The following is a 16,824-nucleotide window of genomic DNA, read 5'->3' as shown; positions in this document are numbered from 1 at the left end:
CCCACTGGATTGTTGTTTATGGAAACCTGCTAACCACATGTTTAAAATAAAAAAAGGACTTAATCTGCCGATTGCAGGCGTGCCCGAGCAGCACGTTTCGCCCGGTGCAAGTGTCCGTCATGTCGCCATCGTAGGCGACGATTATCTGGGAATGCGCCCCTCTATGCTGGTTCAGGAGGGCGATCGCGTTATCAAAGGGCAGGCGCTCTTTGAGGATAAAAAAAATCCCGGCGTGCTGTTCACTGCTCCCGCCAGCGGCACCGTTGTGGCGATCAATCGTGGCGAGCGCCGTGTCCTTCAGTCGGTGGTGATCCGCATTGAAGGCGATGAACAGCGTGAGTTTGCCCATTACGACGCCGCAGAACTCGCGTCGCTTAGCCGGGAAACTGTGCAGGCTCAACTGCTGGCATCCGGTTTGTGGACGGCACTTCGCACGCGTCCATTCAGCAAATCCCCCGCTCCTGATACGGCCCCGGCTGCCATATTCGTGACGGCCATCGACACCAACCCGCTCAGCGCAGACCCGCAGCCCGTTATTCTGGCGCAGCGTAAAGCCTTCGATGCCGGGCTGACGGTTTTAACGCGCCTGACGCCCGGGAAAGTTCACGTCTGCCAGGCCGGCGGTGGCAAGCTTGGCGGCCATCCGCAGGGGCAGGTCACGTTTAATGAATTTTCGGGTCCACATCCGGCTGGGCTGGTCGGCACACATATTCACTTCCTTGAGCCGGTGAGTATGAAAAAACAGGTCTGGCATCTTAATTATCAGGACGTCATTGCCATTGGTAAGCTCTTTACCACTGGCGTTCTCTGCGCTGAACGGGTCATCGCTATCGGCGGTCCGCAGGCTGCAAACCCGCGCCTGGTAAAAACGCTTCTGGGAGCCGATCTTAATGACCTGCTTTCCGGGGAAACGAAAGAGGGTGAAAACCGCCTGATTTCCGGTTCAGTACTCAGTGGGCGCCGTGCAGTTGATGCGCATGCGTACCTGGGCCGTTTCCATCTTCAGGTTAGCGTTGTGCAGGAAGGGCGTGAGAAAGAGCTGTTCGGCTGGGTGCTGCCGGGTGCAGAGAAATACTCCGTGACCCGCACTACGCTGGGTCACTTCCTGCGTCATAAGCTCTTTAATTTCTCCACCAGCACGAACGGCGGGGAGCGCGCAATGGTCCCGATTGGCAACTACGAACGCGTGATGCCGCTGGACATTCTGCCCACCGTGCTGCTGCGTGATCTCCTTGCCGGTGATACCGACGGCGCGCAGGCGCTGGGCTGTCTCGAGCTGGATGAAGAAGATTTGGCGCTGTGTACCTATGTGTGTCCAGGTAAATACGAATATGGACCCGTATTGCGCGAGGTGTTAACCCGCATTGAGCAGGAAGGATAACGATGGGCTTAAAACACCTCTTTGAAAAAATAGAGCCGCATTTTACCGAGGGTAAACTGAAGAAGTACTACCCGCTGTACGAAGCGACGACGACCATTTTCTACACGCCGGGTCTGGTGACGAAAGGGGCGGCGCACGTTCGCGATGCCATCGACCTGAAACGCATGATGATCCTGGTGTGGTTTGCGGTCTTCCCGGCCATGTTCTGGGGTATGTACAACGTGGGTCTGCAAACCATTCCGGCGCTGCATCATCTCTATGATGCGCAGCAGCTGGCGCAGGTCATTCAGTCTGACTGGCACTACCGCCTGGCACAGTCGTTAGGCGTGAGCTTCGCGGCGGACGCGGGCTGGCTCAGCATGATGACGCTGGGGGCGGTATTCTTCCTGCCGATTTATATGACTGTCTTTATCGTGGGCGGTTTCTGGGAAGTGCTGTTCGCCATCATCCGCAAACACGAGATTAACGAGGGCTTCTTTGTTACCTCTATCCTGTTTGCGCTGATTGTGCCACCAACGCTGCCACTCTGGCAGGCGGCGTTGGGGATAAGCTTTGGCGTCGTGATTGCCAAAGAGATCTTCGGCGGGACCGGGCGTAACTTCCTGAACCCGGCGCTGGCGGGGCGTGCGTTCCTGTTCTTTGCCTACCCGGCGCAGATCTCAGGTGACCTGGTGTGGACGGCTGCTGACGGTTTCTCCGGTGCGACACCCCTTTCCCAGTGGGCGGCAGGCGGCGGTGAAACGCTGGTCAATAATGCGACCGGCCAGCCGGTGACCTGGTTTGATGCGTTTATTGGCAACATCCCGGGCTCCATCGGGGAAGTGTCTACCCTGATGATTTTGCTCGGTGGGGCGATCATTCTCTTTGGTCGCGTGGCCTCCTGGCGCATCGTCGCAGGCGTGATGCTCGGGATGGTGCTTACTGCCACCCTGTTCAATCTCATTGGTTCAAACACGAACCCGATGTTCTCTATGCCGTGGTACTGGCACCTTGTGCTGGGCGGTTTTGCGTTTGGCATGATGTTCATGGCCACCGATCCCGTCTCGGCCTCGTTTACCGACAGAGGTAAATGGTGTTACGGCGCGCTCATTGGGGTGATGTGTGTATTGATTCGCGTGGTCAACCCGGCCTATCCGGAAGGGATGATGTTGGCCATTCTGTTTGCCAATCTGTTTGCGCCGCTGTTCGACTATCTGGTCGTGCGCGCCAACATTAAGCGGAGGAAGGCGCGTGGCTGAAGTCAAAAATAACGACAGCATCAGCAAAACATTGCTGGTGGTTCTGGTGCTTTGCCTGGTCTGTTCCATTGTCGTCGCCGGTTCTGCCGTCGGGTTAAAACCGCTGCAGCAGGAGCAACGGGCGCTGGATAAACAGCGTAACATCCTGGCCGTGGCCGGGCTGATGCAGGAAGGCATGACGAAGGACGACGTCTCAGCCGTGTTTGCTGAACGCATTACCGCACGGCTGGTGAATTTAAAAACCGGTGAACTGATGGATAAAGACCCGGCGAAATATAACCAGGCGCTGGCGCTGAAAGATCCGCAGATGAGCACTTCGCTTGATGCCTCTCAGGATCCGGCAGGGATTAAGCGCCGCAGCAATATTGCGGAGATTTATCTCGTTCGTGACGAGCAAAAACGCGTGCAGGAAGTGGTTTTGCCCATCTATGGTAACGGCTTGTGGTCAATGATGTACGCCTTTGTGGCGCTGGACACCGATGGCCGCACGGTCAAAGGCATTACTTATTATGATCAGGGCGAAACGCCGGGGCTGGGTGGCGAAGTTGAGAACCCTAACTGGCGTGCGCAGTTTGTCGGTAAAAAAGTACTCGACGATAACGGTCAGCCTGCGCTTAAGGTGGTGAAAGGGGGCGCGCGTCCCGGTGATGACTTCGCCGTTGACGGCCTTTCCGGGGCCACGCTCACCTCTAACGGGGTGCAGCACAGTTTTGATTTCTGGATGGGTGAACTGGGCTTTGGTCCCTTCCTGAAAAACGTACGTGAAGGAGCGCTAAACAATGGCTGATACGGGTGAACTGAAAGAAGTTAAAAAGGTGCTGATTGGCCCACTTTTAGCCAATAACCCGATAACGCTGCAGGTGCTGGGCGTCTGCTCTGCCCTGGCGGTGACGACCAAACTGGAAACGGCGGTAGTGATGACGCTGGCAGTTACGCTGGTGACAGCGTTCTCCAGCATGTTTATCTCAATGATCCGCCACCACATACCCAACAGCGTAAGGATCATCGTCCAGATGGCGATCATCGCTTCGCTGGTGATCGTCGTTGATCAGCTGCTGCGCGCGTTTGCTTATGAAACCTCGAAGCAGCTTTCGGTGTTTGTCGGCCTGATTATCACCAACTGTATCGTGATGGGACGCGCTGAAGCCTACGCCATGAAAATGCCGCCGCTGGCGAGCTTTATGGATGGGATCGGCAACGGTCTGGGCTACGGCGTGATCCTGCTGACGGTCGGTTTCCTGCGCGAGCTTATTGGCAGCGGCAAGCTGTTTGGCATCACGGTGCTGGACACGGTACAGAACGGCGGCTGGTATCTGCCAAACGGACTGTTCCTGCTGGCCCCAAGCGCATTTTTCATTATCGGTTTGCTGATCTGGCTGATTCGTACGTTGAAGCCCGAACAGCAGGAAAAGGAGTAACCGACAATGGCTCATTACCTGAGTTTATTTGTGCGCGCGGTGTTTGTTGAAAACATGGCGCTCGCCTTCTTCCTGGGCATGTGTACGTTCCTTGCCGTTTCCAAAAAGGTCTCGACGGCATTTGGTCTGGGCGTGGCGGTCACCGTGGTGTTGGGGCTTTCCGTTCCGATTAACAACCTGGTGTTCAACTTTGTGCTGCGGGACAGTGCGCTGGTGGAGGGGATTGATCTCAGCTTCCTGAACTTCATCACCTTTATCGGGGTAATTGCGGCGCTGGTGCAAATCCTGGAGATGATCCTCGATAAGTATTTCCCGTCGCTGTACAACGCGCTGGGGATCTTCCTGCCGCTCATCGCCGTAAACTGTGCCATCTTTGGTGGCGTCTCATTCATGGTTCAGCGTGATTACAACTTCAGTGAATCCGTGGTGTATGGCTTTGGATCCGGTATCGGCTGGATGCTGGCGATTGTTACCATGGCGGGGATCCGCGAAAAAATGAAATATGCCAACGTCCCTGCCGGGCTGCGTGGCTTAGGGATCACCTTTATCACCACCGGCCTGATGGCGTTGGGCTTTATGTCCTTCTCCGGTGTGCAGCTATAAGGGCTAAAAGATGGAAATTATTCTTGGCGTGGTGATGTTCACGCTGATAGTACTGGTGCTCTCAGGGCTGATTCTGGCGGCGCGCGCGAAGCTGGTCAATTCCGGTGATGTGGTCATTGATATCAATGACGATCCCCAGAATCAGATCCGTACCCCGGCAGGGGATAAACTGCTTAATACGCTCTCCGGCAACGGGATCTTTGTCTCGTCAGCCTGCGGTGGCGGCGGCTCATGCGGGCAGTGCCGTGTGACGGTGAAAGAGGGGGGCGGTGATATTCTGCCCACAGAACTGTCGCATATTACGAAACGTGAAGCGAAAGAGGGTTGTCGTCTGGCATGCCAGGTCGCGGTGCGTCAGAACATGAAGATTGAGCTGCCGGAAGAGATCTTCGGCGTGAAAAAATGGGAGTGCGAGGTTATCTCTAACGATAACAAAGCCACCTTCATTAAAGAGCTTAAGCTGCGTGTGCCTGAAGGGGAGAGCGTCCCGTTCCGTGCGGGGGGCTATATCCAAATTGATTGTCCGGCACACACCGTGGCGTATGCCGACTTCGACGTGCCTGAAGAGTACCGTGCCGACTGGGATAAATTTAATCTCTTCCGCTTTGTTTCCGAGGTCAAAGAGCCCGCGCTTCGCGCCTATTCCATGGCTAACTACCCGGAAGAGAAGGGCATCATTATGCTCAACGTGCGTATCGCCACCCCGCCGCCAAACGTGCCACATGCCCCGCCGGGCGTGATGTCGTCGTACATCTGGTCCCTCAAGCCTGGCGACAAAGTCACCATCTCCGGTCCGTTCGGGGAGTTCTTTGCCAAAGATACCGACGCAGAAATGGTCTTTATCGGCGGGGGGGCGGGTATGGCGCCAATGCGCTCACACATCTTTGACCAGCTCAAGCGTCTTGGGAGCACGCGTAAGATCAGCTTCTGGTATGGGGCGCGTTCCCTGCGCGAAATGTTCTATGACGATGAGTTCGAACAGCTGGCGCGTGAGAACCCTAACTTTACTTTCCACGTGGCGCTTTCCGACCCGCAGCCGGAAGATAACTGGACAGGCTATACGGGCTTCATCCACAACGTGCTGTATGAAAATTACCTCAAACAGCACCCGGCACCAGAAGACTGCGAGTTCTACATGTGTGGTCCGCCAATGATGAACGCCGCTGTGATCAAGATGCTGAAAGATCTCGGCGTGGAAGATGAGAACATCCTCCTTGATGATTTCGGAGGCTGATCATGTTGACCTTTCTGGCGACCTTTGCGGTGTTTGTGCTGGTGGTATTCGGCATGTCATTAGGCTGGATCATCAAGCGTAAAAGCATTCAGGGCAGCTGCGGCGGGATCTCTTCTCTCGGAATGGAAAAGGTCTGCGACTGCCCGGAACCGTGCGATGCGCGGAAAAAAAGAATGGCCCGCGAACAGCAGCGCATTATTTAGTTTTGTTAGTCGGGTAAGGCGAAGCCGCCACCCGACAATTCCCACGTACACTTCTCAACCCTCATTTGTTTACTGTATACTTATCCAGTGATGAGTGAGGGCTTACTATGCGCAAAATAATCCATGTCGATATGGACTGCTTTTTTGCCGCAGTGGAGATGCGTGACAACCCGGCGCTGCGGGATATCCCCATCGCCATTGGCGGCAGCCGCGTACAGCGTGGGGTGATCAGCACCGCCAACTACCCTGCGCGCAAATTTGGCGTGCGCAGCGCCATGCCGGCGGCGATGGCGTTAAAACTCTGCCCGCACCTCACCCTTTTGCCTGGGCGCTTTGAAGCCTATAAAGAAGCGTCGAACCATATACGGGAAATCTTCTCCCGCTATACCTCACTGATTGAGCCGCTATCCCTGGACGAAGCCTATCTTGACGTCACCGACAGCCTTCACTGTCACGGCTCCGCCACCCTGATGGCGCAGGAGATCCGCCAGACCATTTTCAACGAGCTGAATCTCACCGCATCGGCAGGCGTCGCGCCGGTAAAATTTCTCGCTAAAATCGCCTCCGATTTAAATAAACCCAACGGTCAGTACGTCATCACCCCCGAAGAGGTGCCTGCGTTTTTGAAAACGCTTCCGCTTGGTAAAATCCCCGGCGTAGGCAAAGTCTCCGCCGCGAAGCTGGAAAGTATGGGATTACGCACTTGCGAAGATGTGCAGCGAAGCGATCTGGCTATGCTACTCAAGCGTTTCGGAAAGTTTGGTCGCGTGCTGTGGGAACGCAGTCAGGGCATTGATGAACGCAGCGTAAGCAGCGAGCGGTTGCGTAAATCGGTTGGTGTTGAACGCACGCTGATGGAAGATATTCACGACTGGTCCGAATGTGAATTCATCATCACTGAACAGCTTTATCCTGAGCTGGAAAGGCGCTTAGCGAAGGTTAAGCCCGATCTGCTCATCGCCCGGCAGGGCGTGAAGCTCAAGTTTAACGACTTCCAGCAGACTACGCAGGAGCACGTCTGGCCGCGTCTGAACAGAGACGATCTTATCGCGACGGCAAAAAAAGCATGGGAAGAACGGCGGGCAGGGCGCGGAGTACGGCTGGTGGGGCTGCACGTCACACTGCTGGATCCGCAGTTAGAGCGTCAGTTGGTTTTGGGATTGTAGATTACGCCAATCGTCGGCCCGGTAAGCGTAGCGCCACCGGGCAACAGACGACGAATTACTTAGCAGGAATCGCCTTCAGCAACTCGGTCAGCAGGGTCCAGTAATGGCCCACGCTTTCGATATGAACTTGCTCATCCGGCGAGTGCGGCCCGGTAATGGTTGGCCCGATAGAGACCATGTCCATGTTCGGATACGGTTTCTTGAACAGACCACACTCCAGACCCGCGTGGATCACCTGAATGTTCGGCGTGCTGTTGAACAGACGCTGATAGGTTTCGCGCACCAGCGCCATCACCGGAGAACTGGCATCCGGCTGCCAGCCCGGGTAGCTGCCTTTAGCGGAGGTTTTGGCACCCGCCAGCGTCCCCAGAGATTCCAGCATGCTCACCACGTACTCTTTACCGCTGTCGATCAGGGAACGGATCAGGCAGATAATTTCTGCACTGTCGTCGCTCATGGTGACCACGCCCACGTTCAGTGAGGTTTCTACCACGCCTTTCGCCACGTCAGAGTTGCGGATCACGCCGTTTGGCGTCGCGTTCAGCAACTGAACAAAGGTGTCACGAGACTGCACGGTCAGCGCGGCTTTGTCGGTAGTAACAGACTCCAGCACCACGGTCAGGTTTTTCTCTTTCGCTGACAGTTCGTTTTTCAGGATATCCAGGTATACGCTGGAGAGTTTTTTCAGCTCGTCCGCTTTTGCTGCAGGTACTGCAACGGTGGCGAAGGCTTCGCGTGGGATCGCGTTGCGCAAGGTACCGCCGTTGAAGTCTACCAGGCGCAGATCCAGCTCAGCCGCGTGGCCCGCCAGGAAGCGTGCCAGCAGTTTGTTGGCGTTGCCCAGGCCCAGGTGAATATCGCCGCCGGAGTGGCCGCCTTTCAGCCCTTTCAGCGTCAGCTTGAAGGTCTGGTAACCCGCAGGCACCGCTTCGCGTGACAGTGGCAGGGTAGAGATGAAATCAATCCCGCCCGCGCAGCCCATGTAGATCTCACCTTCTTCTTCGGAGTCGGTGTTGATCAGGATATCAGCCTGCAGCCAGTTCGCCTGCAGACCGAATGCGCCGTCCATGCCCGCTTCTTCGGTCATGGTCAGCAGCACTTCCAGCGGACCGTGCTCAACGCTGTCATCCGCCAGCACGGCCAGCGCAGAGGCCATGCCGATGCCGTTATCTGCACCCAGGGTGGTGCCGCGCGCTTTCACCCAGTCGCCGTCGATGTAGGGCTGGATCGGATCTTTAGTGAAATCGTGAACGGTATCGTTGTTTTTCTGTGGCACCATGTCCAGGTGCGCCTGCAGGACAACCGGTTTGCGGTTTTCCATGCCTGCGGTGGCCGGTTTACGGATAAGAATGTTGCCAACCTGGTCGCGTTCAGCGTGCAGACCTTTTTCCTTCGCCCAACCCATAATATGTTCGGCAAGCTGTTCTTCATGGTAGGAAGGGTGTGGAATGGAACAGATTTTGGCAAAAATATCCCACAGCGGCTGCGGAGATAATTGAGACAGTTCAGACACGATAAGTCTCCTTGTCGATGCTCTGCAAACAAGGTTGCAGGTCACAGGGTTAGCAGGTTAATAGTTACCACAAGACAGGCTTGCGAGATGCAACTGAGAATACCACTTTCTCTGCGGGCTGGTAGCATAAAGCATGTAAAAACTCAGGCAGAGGGCGCTAAACACTGGTTTTTAGTGCGTCAGATCTCTATAATCTCGCGCAACCTATTTCCCCCTCGAACACTTTTTAAGCCGTATAAAAACAGGCTGGGACACTTCACATGAGCGAAAAATACGTCGTCACCTGGGACATGTTGCAGATTCACGCCCGCAAACTGGCTGCGCGTCTGATGCCTTCCGAACAGTGGAAAGGCATTATTGCCGTCAGCCGTGGCGGTCTGGTACCGGGGGCGCTGCTGGCACGTGAGCTGGGTATTCGTCATGTCGATACCGTTTGCATCTCCAGCTATGACCACGACAACCAGCGTGAGCTGAAAGTGCTGAAACGCGCTGAAGGCGACGGTGAAGGCTTTATCGTCATCGACGATCTGGTGGACACCGGTGGTACCGCGGTGGCTATCCGCGAAATGTATCCAAAAGCGCATTTCGTCACTATCTTCGCGAAACCGGCGGGTCGCCCACTGGTTGACGATTACGTGATTGATATCCCTCAGGATACCTGGATTGAACAGCCATGGGATATGGGCGTGGTCTTTGTACCGCCTATTTCAGGCCGTTAATTTCCGCACGTAACTTTACACGCCCGGCTATGTCGGGCGTTGTTCTTTTTATCCTGCCACGCGTTACAATGGACGTTATATGACGTATCCATGGAGGCAACGCAATGACGCAGGCGAATCTCACCGAGACACTCTTCAAACCCCGTTTCAAACACCCTGAAACGTCGACGCTGGTCCGTCGGTTCAATCCGGGTATCCAGCCTGCCGTCCAGTCTGCCTTAGACGGCAAAAACGTCCCCCACTGGTATCGCATGATTAACCGCCTGATGTGGATCTGGCGCGGTATTGATCCGCGTGAAATCCTGGATGTGCAGGCGCGTATCGTCATGAGCGAGTCGGAGCGCACAGACAGCGAACTCTACGACACGGTGGTCGGCTATCGCGGCGGCAACTGGATCTATGAATGGTCTAAACAGGCGATGCTCTGGCAGCAAAAAGCCAGCCAGGAGGAAGATGCTACGCGGAGCGGCAAGCACTGGCTCCATGCGGCCAATCTCTACGCCATTGCCGCCTACCCGCATTTAAAAGGTGATGAGCTGGCTGAGCAGGCTCAGGCGCTGGCGAACCGAGCCTATGAAGAAGCGGCTCAGCGCCTTCCGGGCCAGATGCGCGAACTGGAGTTCACCATTCCCGGCGGTGCGCCCGTCACCGGCTTCCTTCATATGCCTGAAGGAGACGGCCCGTTCCCGACCGTCCTGATGTGCGGCGGGCTGGATTCGCTGCAAATCGACTATTACAGCCTGTATGAGCGTTACTTCGCACCAAAAGGGATCGCGATGTTGACGCTTGATATGCCCTCAATTGGTTTCTCATCCAAATGGAAGCTGACTCAGGATTCCAGTCTGCTGCACCAGCATGCGCTAAAAGCGCTGGAAAACATTCCTTGGGTTGACCACACCCGCGTGGCGGCATTCGGCTTCCGCTTTGGGGCGAACGTCGCAGTGCGTCTGGCTTATCTTGAATCATCGCGCCTGAAGGCCGTCGCGTGCCTGGGCCCGGTAGTCCACGCCCTGCTTAGCGATCCTGCCCGTCAGGGCAGCGTGCCGGAAATGTACCTTGACGTGCTGGCCAGCCGCCTTGGCATGCATGATGCATCAGATGAAGCGCTGCGCGTTGAGCTCAATCGTTACTCGTTAAAAACGCAAGGTTTGCTGGGACGCCGTTGCCCGACGCCGATGTTGTCCGGCTTCTGGAAAAACGATCCGTTCAGCCCGGAGGAAGAGTCACGCTTAATCACTTCGTCATCTGCGGATGGCAAATTGCTTGAGGTGCCGTTCAGCCCGGTATATCAGAATTTCGACAAAGCACTGAAAGAGATTACGCGCTGGATCGCTCAGAGATTGTGTTAATAGATTGCTAAATTTTGCTGGTTTGGTAAAACAGTGGCTTCACAAAAGGAGATCGCAATGACGTTACCGAGTGGACACCCGAAAAGTAGGCTGATTAAGAAATTTATGGCTCTCGGCCCGTATATTCGAGAAGAGCAGTGTGAAGAGAATCGCTTTTTTTTCGACTGCCTGGCTGTTTGCGTCAACGTGAAGCCTGCACCCGAAAAACGTGAATTCTGGGGCTGGTGGATGGAAATGGAAGCTGAGGAGAAACGTTTTACCTATAGCTACCAGTTTGGCCTGTTTAATAAAGACGGCAACTGGCAGGCCACCACCATCAACGATCAGGAAGTGATTGATCGCCTGGAATATACCCTCAAAGAGTTCCATGACAAAGCGAGCGCACTGCTGGCCTCTCTGGAGCTGAAGTTCGAACCCGCGGATAACTTTTCCAGCGAAGCGGTGAAGCTGACCGCGTAATGCTTTTCTCCCTCTCCCTGTGGGAGAGGGCCGGGGTGAGGGCATCAGACCGCATTCATTTCGGGCAAAAAAAATCCCGGCACATCTGCCGGGATTTTCTTATTCGGATAATCTTAGAACTGGTACGTCATACCCAGCGCAACAATATCATCGCTGCTTACGCCCAGTTTATTATCGTCGTCAATCTGGTTGATTTTATAATCAACAAATGCGGACATATTTTTGTTGAAGTAATAGGTCGCGCCGACATCGATATATTTCACCAGGTCTTCGTCACCAATCCCTTCGATATCCTTGCCTTTAGACTGGACATAGCCCAGAGACGGGCGCAGGCCGAAATCGAACTGATATTGTGCAACAACTTCAAAGTTCTGCGCTTTATTAGCAAAGCCGCCGGAAATTGGCGTCATATTGCGGGTTTCGGAATACATGGCTGCCAGATAAATATCGTTCGCGTCGTATTTCAGACCGGTAGCCCAGGCTTCTGCTTTCTGGCCCTGACCACGCGCCAGCAGGTTCTGTGCGTTGGTGCGGTCAGAGTTGGTGTACGCACCGCTGACGGCGAAATCGCTACCGCCGAAGTCATAGGTCAGAGAGGTACCGAAACCGTCACCGTTCTGTTTTTTGGCGTCACGGTTTTCGTTTTTGCCCTGGTACTGCAGCGTCATGTCCAGGCCATCAATCGCACCGAAGAAATCGGTGTTACGGTAGGTTGCAAGACCGCTGGCACGCTTGGTCATAAAGTTGTCGGTCTGTGCGGAAGAGTCGCCGCCGAACTCAGGGAACATATCGGTCCACGCTTCGACGTCGTACAGGGCACCCAGGTTACGACCATAATCCAGGGAACCAAAGTCTTTCAGTTTCAGACCCGCAAACGCCAGGCGTGTTTTCTGAGAAGAGTCGCTTTCGGCTTTGTTACCGGCAAATTCGGCTTCCCAACGGCCATAGCCCGTCAGCTGATCGTTAATCTGGGTTTCACCTTTAAAACCGAAGCGAACGTACGTCTGGTCACCATCTTTGGTGTCATCATCGCTGATATAGTGCATCGCTTTAACTTTGCCGTACACGTCCAGTTTATTACCGTTTTTATTATAAACTTCAGCTGCGTGAACGGATGCAGAAGCCACCACGCCCATAACCACTAATGCCAGAGTGCTCTTTTTCATTTTCGATCCTGTCTTATAAACGCGCTAAAAAAATTCGCTGGACGATAAGCTCATGCTTAAGTCCCGTGAAAAAACAAGAAGGGTTTTATCGTTCTGGAATGAAACTTTTATGACAAACTAAGAATAATTTTAAAAAACTGTGATTTATTATTTCGGTAATAAATCCGTCAAATTTTGCCGCTACGCTTCCTGATCCCGCGCAACAAAGTGCTTTGTGATGTACTAAGGCAGTTGGCAACCGGGCTGACTCCTGTTAAAACGTTCGTTCGACATTACTTTCCCTTATCGTTGAACGGCAGAGAATCATGAGTGACAGCCAGACGCTGGTGGTAAAACTCGGTACCAGTGTGTTAACAGGCGGATCGCGCCGCCTAAATCGCGCCCACATTGTTGAGCTTGTACGTCAGTGCGCTCAACTGCATGCCGCAGGGCATCGTATTGTGATTGTGACTTCCGGGGCGATTGCCGCCGGGCGTGAACATCTGGGTTACCCCGAACTCCCCGCGACGATCGCCTCTAAACAGCTGCTGGCCGCCGTGGGACAAAGCCGACTCATTCAACTCTGGGAACAGCTGTTCTCCATCTACGGTATTCACGTCGGGCAGATGCTGCTGACGCGCGCGGATATGGAAGACAGAGAGCGCTTCCTGAACGCGCGCGATACCCTGCGCGCGCTGCTGGACAACAACATTGTTCCCGTCATCAACGAAAACGATGCCGTTGCCACCGCTGAAATCAAAGTGGGGGATAACGATAATCTCTCTGCGCTGGCCGCCATTCTGGCCGGTGCTGATAAACTCCTGCTTCTGACCGATCAGCAAGGGCTGTTTACCGCAGATCCGCGCTCCAACCCGGAAGCCGAACTGATCACCGACGTTCATGGCATCGACGATGCGCTGCGTGCCATCGCCGGTGACAGCGTTTCAGGGCTGGGAACCGGTGGTATGGGAACCAAGCTGCAGGCTGCTGACGTGGCGTGCCGTGCCGGTATCGACACCATTATTGCGGCGGGCAGCCGCCCGGGCGTGATTGGTGACGTGATGGAAGGCATCTCTGTCGGCACCCGCTTCCACGCGCAGGAATCCCCGCTGGAAAACCGCAAGCGCTGGATATTTGGCGCGCCTCCTGCCGGTGAGCTCACCGTTGATGAAGGCGCGACGGCGGCGATTCTGGAACGAGGGAGTTCATTGCTTCCTAAAGGAATTAAAAGCGTGACAGGCAACTTCTCCCGTGGTGAAGTGATCCGCATCCGTAACCTTGAAGGTCGCGATATCGCCCATGGCGTAAGCCGCTATAACAGCGACGCGCTGCGCCGCATTGCGGGCCACCATTCGCAGCAGATCGACGCCATTCTGGGCTATGAATATGGCCCGGTTGCCGTTCACCGCGATGACATGATTATTCGTTAAGGAGCCAGAACATGCTGGAACAAATGGGCGCAGCCGCGAAGGCCGCCTCTTACAAACTGGCGCTCCTTTCCAGCCGTGAGAAAAACCGCGTGCTGGAAAAAATCGCTGATTATCTGGAATCGCAATCCGCTGAGATCCTGCGAGCCAACGAACAAGATTTAGCTGAGGCGCGTGAAAACGGCCTGAGCGAAGCGATGCTCGACCGCCTGGCGCTGACGCCGGCGCGCCTGAAAGGCATCGCTGATGATGTCCGTCAGGTTTGTAATCTGGCTGACCCGGTAGGGCAGGTGATTGACGGTGGGCTGCTTGACAGCGGTTTGCGTCTGGAGCGTCGCCGCGTGCCGCTCGGCGTCATTGGTGTGATTTATGAAGCCCGTCCAAACGTGACGGTTGACGTCGCCTCTCTGTGCCTGAAAACCGGTAACGCTGCCATTCTGCGCGGCGGAAAAGAGACCTGGCGCACCAACGCCGCAACGGTAAACGTCATTCAGAAGGCGCTGGAAGAGTGTGGCTTACCGGCGGGAGCCGTGCAGGCAATCGAGAGCCCAGACCGTGCGCTGGTCAACGAAATGCTGCGCATGGATAAATACATCGACATGCTAATCCCACGCGGTGGCGCAGGTCTGCACAAGCTGTGCCGTGAACAGTCCACTATTCCGGTCATTACAGGCGGTATCGGCGTATGCCATATCGTTGTCGATGACAGCGCAGAGATTGCCCCGGCGCTGAAGATTATCGTTAACGCCAAAACTCAGCGTCCAAGTACCTGTAACACCGTGGAAACGCTGCTGGTGCATCAGGGTATTGCAAATACCTTCCTCCCGGCGCTGAGCAAACAGATGGCGGAGAGCGGCGTAACGCTGCACGCGGATGCCAATGCGCTCACACTGCTCCAGGATGGCCCGGCTAAGGTAGTGCCAGTCAAAGCGGAGCAGTACGATGACGAGTTCCTGTCGCTGGATCTGAACGTGAAGATTGTTAGCGATCTCGATGACGCGATTGCCCACATCCGTGAGCATGGTACCCAGCATTCTGACGCGATCCTGACGCGTACGCTGCGCAATGCCGATCGCTTCGTGAACGAAGTGGACTCCTCTGCGGTGTATGTCAACGCCTCAACGCGCTTCACCGACGGCGGCCAGTTTGGACTTGGCGCAGAAGTGGCGGTCAGCACGCAGAAACTGCACGCGCGCGGCCCTATGGGCCTCGAAGCACTGACCACCTACAAGTGGATCGGCTTCGGTGACGATACAATTCGTGCGTAAATAATCACGGGTGATGCAAAAATAGCCGTTTGATTCAAAAGGGCATTGACGCATCACCCGGTTAGATCTAACCTTTTGCCCCGTGGTTACACTCGTAACCGGACTCTCAGGGCCGATATAGCTCAGTTGGTAGAGCAGCGCATTCGTAATGCGAAGGTCGTAGGTTCGACTCCTATTATCGGCACCATTTCAAACTCTTCTCAAGTCTACCGAAATCAACTTAAAGCCCGTATAATGCGGTTTCTAGCCCGTATCTTATCTCCTGTTATCAACTGGACTCAACCGGAATCAAGTTACAGTTGGGGGCATAAGTGGGGGCATTCTGTGTTCGGTCCAGGGAGATGCCCCCAATGAAGCTAAATGCACGGCAGGTAGACGCCGCTAAACCCAGAGAGAAGGCCTACAAGCTGGCAGATGGTGCTGGCTTGTATCTTGAGGTTGTTCCCTCTGGTTCCAGATATTGGCGGATGAAGTATCGCTTCAATGGAAAAGAGAAGCGTATGGCTTTTGGTGTCTATCCAGCAGTGTCCCTTGCACAAGCGAGGGCACTACGAGATGAAGCCAAGAAAAAACTGGCCGAGGGTATCGATCCATCGTTTGCTAAGAAAGAAGAAAAGTTGGTTCGCGATGTCCAGCTCAATAATACGTTTCAGGCAGTGGCGCTTGAATGGCACGGAACGAAGGTGAGCCGATGGTCAGAAGGGTATGCTTCTGACATTATCGAAGCCTTCAATAAAGATATTTTCCCCTATATCGGCCAGCAGCCGGTGAATGATATCAAACCTTTGGTTCTGCTGAATGTGCTACGTCGAATGGAAAACCGTGGCGCGACAGAGAAGGCCAAGAAGGTTCGCCAGCGCTGCAGCGAAGTTTTTCGTTACGCCATCGTCACCGGTCGTGCGGAATACAATCCTGCAGCGGATCTAACCAGCGCGATGTCAGGGCATGAATCGAAGCATTATCCCTTCCTTACTGTTGAGGAGTTACCAGACTTCTTTAAAGCTCTCGCAGGCTATACAGGAAGCCCGTTAGTTGTTCTTGCAGCACGTCTGCTGATTCTTACGGGAGTACGCACCGGTGAGCTCCGAGGTGCTTTCTGGAGTGAGTTTGATCTTGAAAAAGCGGTGTGGGAAATTCCTGCCGAACGAATGAAAATGAAGCGGCCCCATCTTGTGCCTCTCTCTACCCAAGCGCTGGAAATCGTACAGCAACTCAAAGTTATGTCAGGGCAATATCCGCTGGTGTTCCCAGGGCGTAATGATCCCCGCAAGTCGATGAGCGAAGCGAGTATTAATCAGGTATTCAAACGGATTGGGTATACGGGGAAGGTAACGGGGCATGGTTTCCGTCACACGATGAGTACGATTTTGCACGAGGAAGGGTTCAATACGGCATGGATCGAAACCCAGCTTGCGCATGTTGATAAGAACGCGATTCGAGGGACGTATAACCATGCGTTGTATCTAGAAGGGCGAAGGGAGATGATGCAGTGGTATGCAGATTTCATCGGTCAAGTAGGCAAATTCCAGCTAACCCCTAGCTTATGCAGCTATTAGCTTGATTGCTTGATAGAGTGGTAAGGGGCAAGTAGAGCCTCTTCTCATCGAAGAGGCTGAACCAACGTGAGTTTATTTTTTGCCTTCGAAGTTAATGCTTTACGCAAATTTTTTGTTGTACCGTAGGATGTGAAGATCTGCGGAG

16 protein-coding genes and 1 tRNA gene are annotated in these 16,824 nt (G+C 54.5%); 15 read left to right on the top strand and 2 right to left on the bottom strand.

The genetic code is table 11. The features are described 5' to 3' along the window. Positions 1-37: 37 nt before the first annotated feature. The 8 genes from O1723_RS17260 (at position 38) to dinB (ending at position 7,243) form a co-directional block, all read left to right on the top strand. Positions 38-1,381: a Na(+)-translocating NADH-quinone reductase subunit A gene (locus O1723_RS17260; protein WP_023336788.1), complete on the top strand. Its 1,344-nt coding sequence runs from the start codon at positions 38-40 to the stop codon at positions 1,379-1,381. Positions 1,382-1,383: 2 nt separating this feature from the next. Then, positions 1,384-2,619 carry an NADH:ubiquinone reductase (Na(+)-transporting) subunit B gene (locus tag O1723_RS17255; protein WP_014882674.1) on the top strand — a complete coding sequence of 412 codons (1,236 nt, stop codon included), beginning with the start codon at positions 1,384-1,386 and terminating at the stop codon, positions 2,617-2,619. Continuing rightward, positions 2,612-3,406: a Na(+)-translocating NADH-quinone reductase subunit C gene (locus tag O1723_RS17250; protein ID WP_014882675.1), complete on the top strand. Its 795-nt coding sequence runs from the start codon at positions 2,612-2,614 to the stop codon at positions 3,404-3,406. The genes O1723_RS17255 and O1723_RS17250 overlap by 8 nt, the downstream gene beginning before the upstream one ends. Continuing rightward, complete coding sequence (locus tag O1723_RS17245; RefSeq protein ID WP_014882676.1) at positions 3,399-4,037, top strand: NADH:ubiquinone reductase (Na(+)-transporting) subunit D; 639 nt, start codon at positions 3,399-3,401, stop codon at positions 4,035-4,037. The genes O1723_RS17250 and O1723_RS17245 overlap by 8 nt, the downstream gene beginning before the upstream one ends. Positions 4,038-4,043: 6 nt before the next feature. Next, positions 4,044-4,640, top strand: coding sequence for an NADH:ubiquinone reductase (Na(+)-transporting) subunit E (gene nqrE / locus O1723_RS17240; RefSeq protein ID WP_006810004.1), 597 nt, complete (start codon positions 4,044-4,046; stop codon positions 4,638-4,640). Positions 4,641-4,650: 10 nt separating this feature from the next. Then, positions 4,651-5,874: an NADH:ubiquinone reductase (Na(+)-transporting) subunit F gene (gene nqrF, locus O1723_RS17235; protein ID WP_014882677.1), complete on the top strand. Its 1,224-nt coding sequence runs from the start codon at positions 4,651-4,653 to the stop codon at positions 5,872-5,874. 2 nt (positions 5,875-5,876) lie between these two features. Further along, positions 5,877-6,077 (top strand): (Na+)-NQR maturation NqrM, encoded by a 201-nt coding sequence (gene nqrM, locus O1723_RS17230; protein WP_014882678.1) that lies wholly within the window; start codon positions 5,877-5,879, stop codon positions 6,075-6,077. A 107-nt stretch (positions 6,078-6,184) separates the two neighbouring features. Continuing rightward, entirely contained in the window at positions 6,185-7,243 is a 1,059-nt protein-coding gene (gene dinB, locus O1723_RS17225; RefSeq protein WP_479983843.1) for a DNA polymerase IV, read from the top strand. 55 nt (positions 7,244-7,298) lie between these two features. On the opposite strand, the gene pepD is transcribed toward dinB, so the two are convergent. Beyond that, a complete protein-coding gene (gene pepD, locus O1723_RS17220; protein WP_014882680.1) occupies positions 7,299-8,756 on the bottom strand; it encodes a cytosol nonspecific dipeptidase in 1,458 nt (485 codons plus the stop codon). 260 nt (positions 8,757-9,016) lie between these two features. Here pepD and gpt point away from each other — a divergent pair, with 260 nt between their 5' ends. From gpt to crl, 3 genes are all read left to right on the top strand, one after another. After that, positions 9,017-9,475 carry a xanthine phosphoribosyltransferase gene (gene gpt, locus O1723_RS17215; RefSeq protein ID WP_003863205.1) on the top strand — a complete coding sequence of 153 codons (459 nt, stop codon included), beginning with the start codon at positions 9,017-9,019 and terminating at the stop codon, positions 9,473-9,475. A gap of 104 nt (positions 9,476-9,579) precedes the next feature. Continuing rightward, positions 9,580-10,824 (top strand): esterase FrsA, encoded by a 1,245-nt coding sequence (gene frsA / locus O1723_RS17210; protein WP_014882681.1) that lies wholly within the window; start codon positions 9,580-9,582, stop codon positions 10,822-10,824. 57 nt (positions 10,825-10,881) lie between these two features. Then, complete coding sequence (gene crl / locus O1723_RS17205; protein WP_014882682.1) at positions 10,882-11,283, top strand: sigma factor-binding protein Crl; 402 nt, start codon at positions 10,882-10,884, stop codon at positions 11,281-11,283. A 113-nt stretch (positions 11,284-11,396) separates the two neighbouring features. On the opposite strand, the gene phoE is transcribed toward crl, so the two are convergent. After that, positions 11,397-12,449, bottom strand: coding sequence for a phosphoporin PhoE (gene phoE / locus O1723_RS17200; protein WP_014882683.1), 1,053 nt, complete (start codon positions 12,447-12,449; stop codon positions 11,397-11,399). 305 nt (positions 12,450-12,754) lie between these two features. Here phoE and proB point away from each other — a divergent pair, with 305 nt between their 5' ends. The 4 genes from proB (at position 12,755) to O1723_RS17180 (ending at position 16,679) form a co-directional block, all read left to right on the top strand. Further along, complete coding sequence (gene proB, locus O1723_RS17195; protein WP_014882684.1) at positions 12,755-13,858, top strand: glutamate 5-kinase; 1,104 nt, start codon at positions 12,755-12,757, stop codon at positions 13,856-13,858. A gap of 11 nt (positions 13,859-13,869) precedes the next feature. Next, positions 13,870-15,123 carry a glutamate-5-semialdehyde dehydrogenase gene (gene proA, locus O1723_RS17190; RefSeq protein ID WP_014882685.1) on the top strand — a complete coding sequence of 418 codons (1,254 nt, stop codon included), beginning with the start codon at positions 13,870-13,872 and terminating at the stop codon, positions 15,121-15,123. Positions 15,124-15,234: 111 nt separating this feature from the next. Continuing rightward, a tRNA-Thr gene (locus O1723_RS17185) sits at positions 15,235-15,310 on the top strand. Positions 15,311-15,473: 163 nt separating this feature from the next. Further along, complete coding sequence (locus O1723_RS17180) at positions 15,474-16,679, top strand: tyrosine-type recombinase/integrase (RefSeq protein WP_023303126.1); 1,206 nt, start codon at positions 15,474-15,476, stop codon at positions 16,677-16,679. The last annotated feature ends 145 nt before the right edge of the window (positions 16,680-16,824 follow it).

The organism is Enterobacter cloacae complex sp. HYC080_NIDB (genome assembly GCF_056673325.1).
Note: the sequence above shows the minus strand (reverse complement) of the source record. Positions and strands in the feature narration are given on the sequence as shown.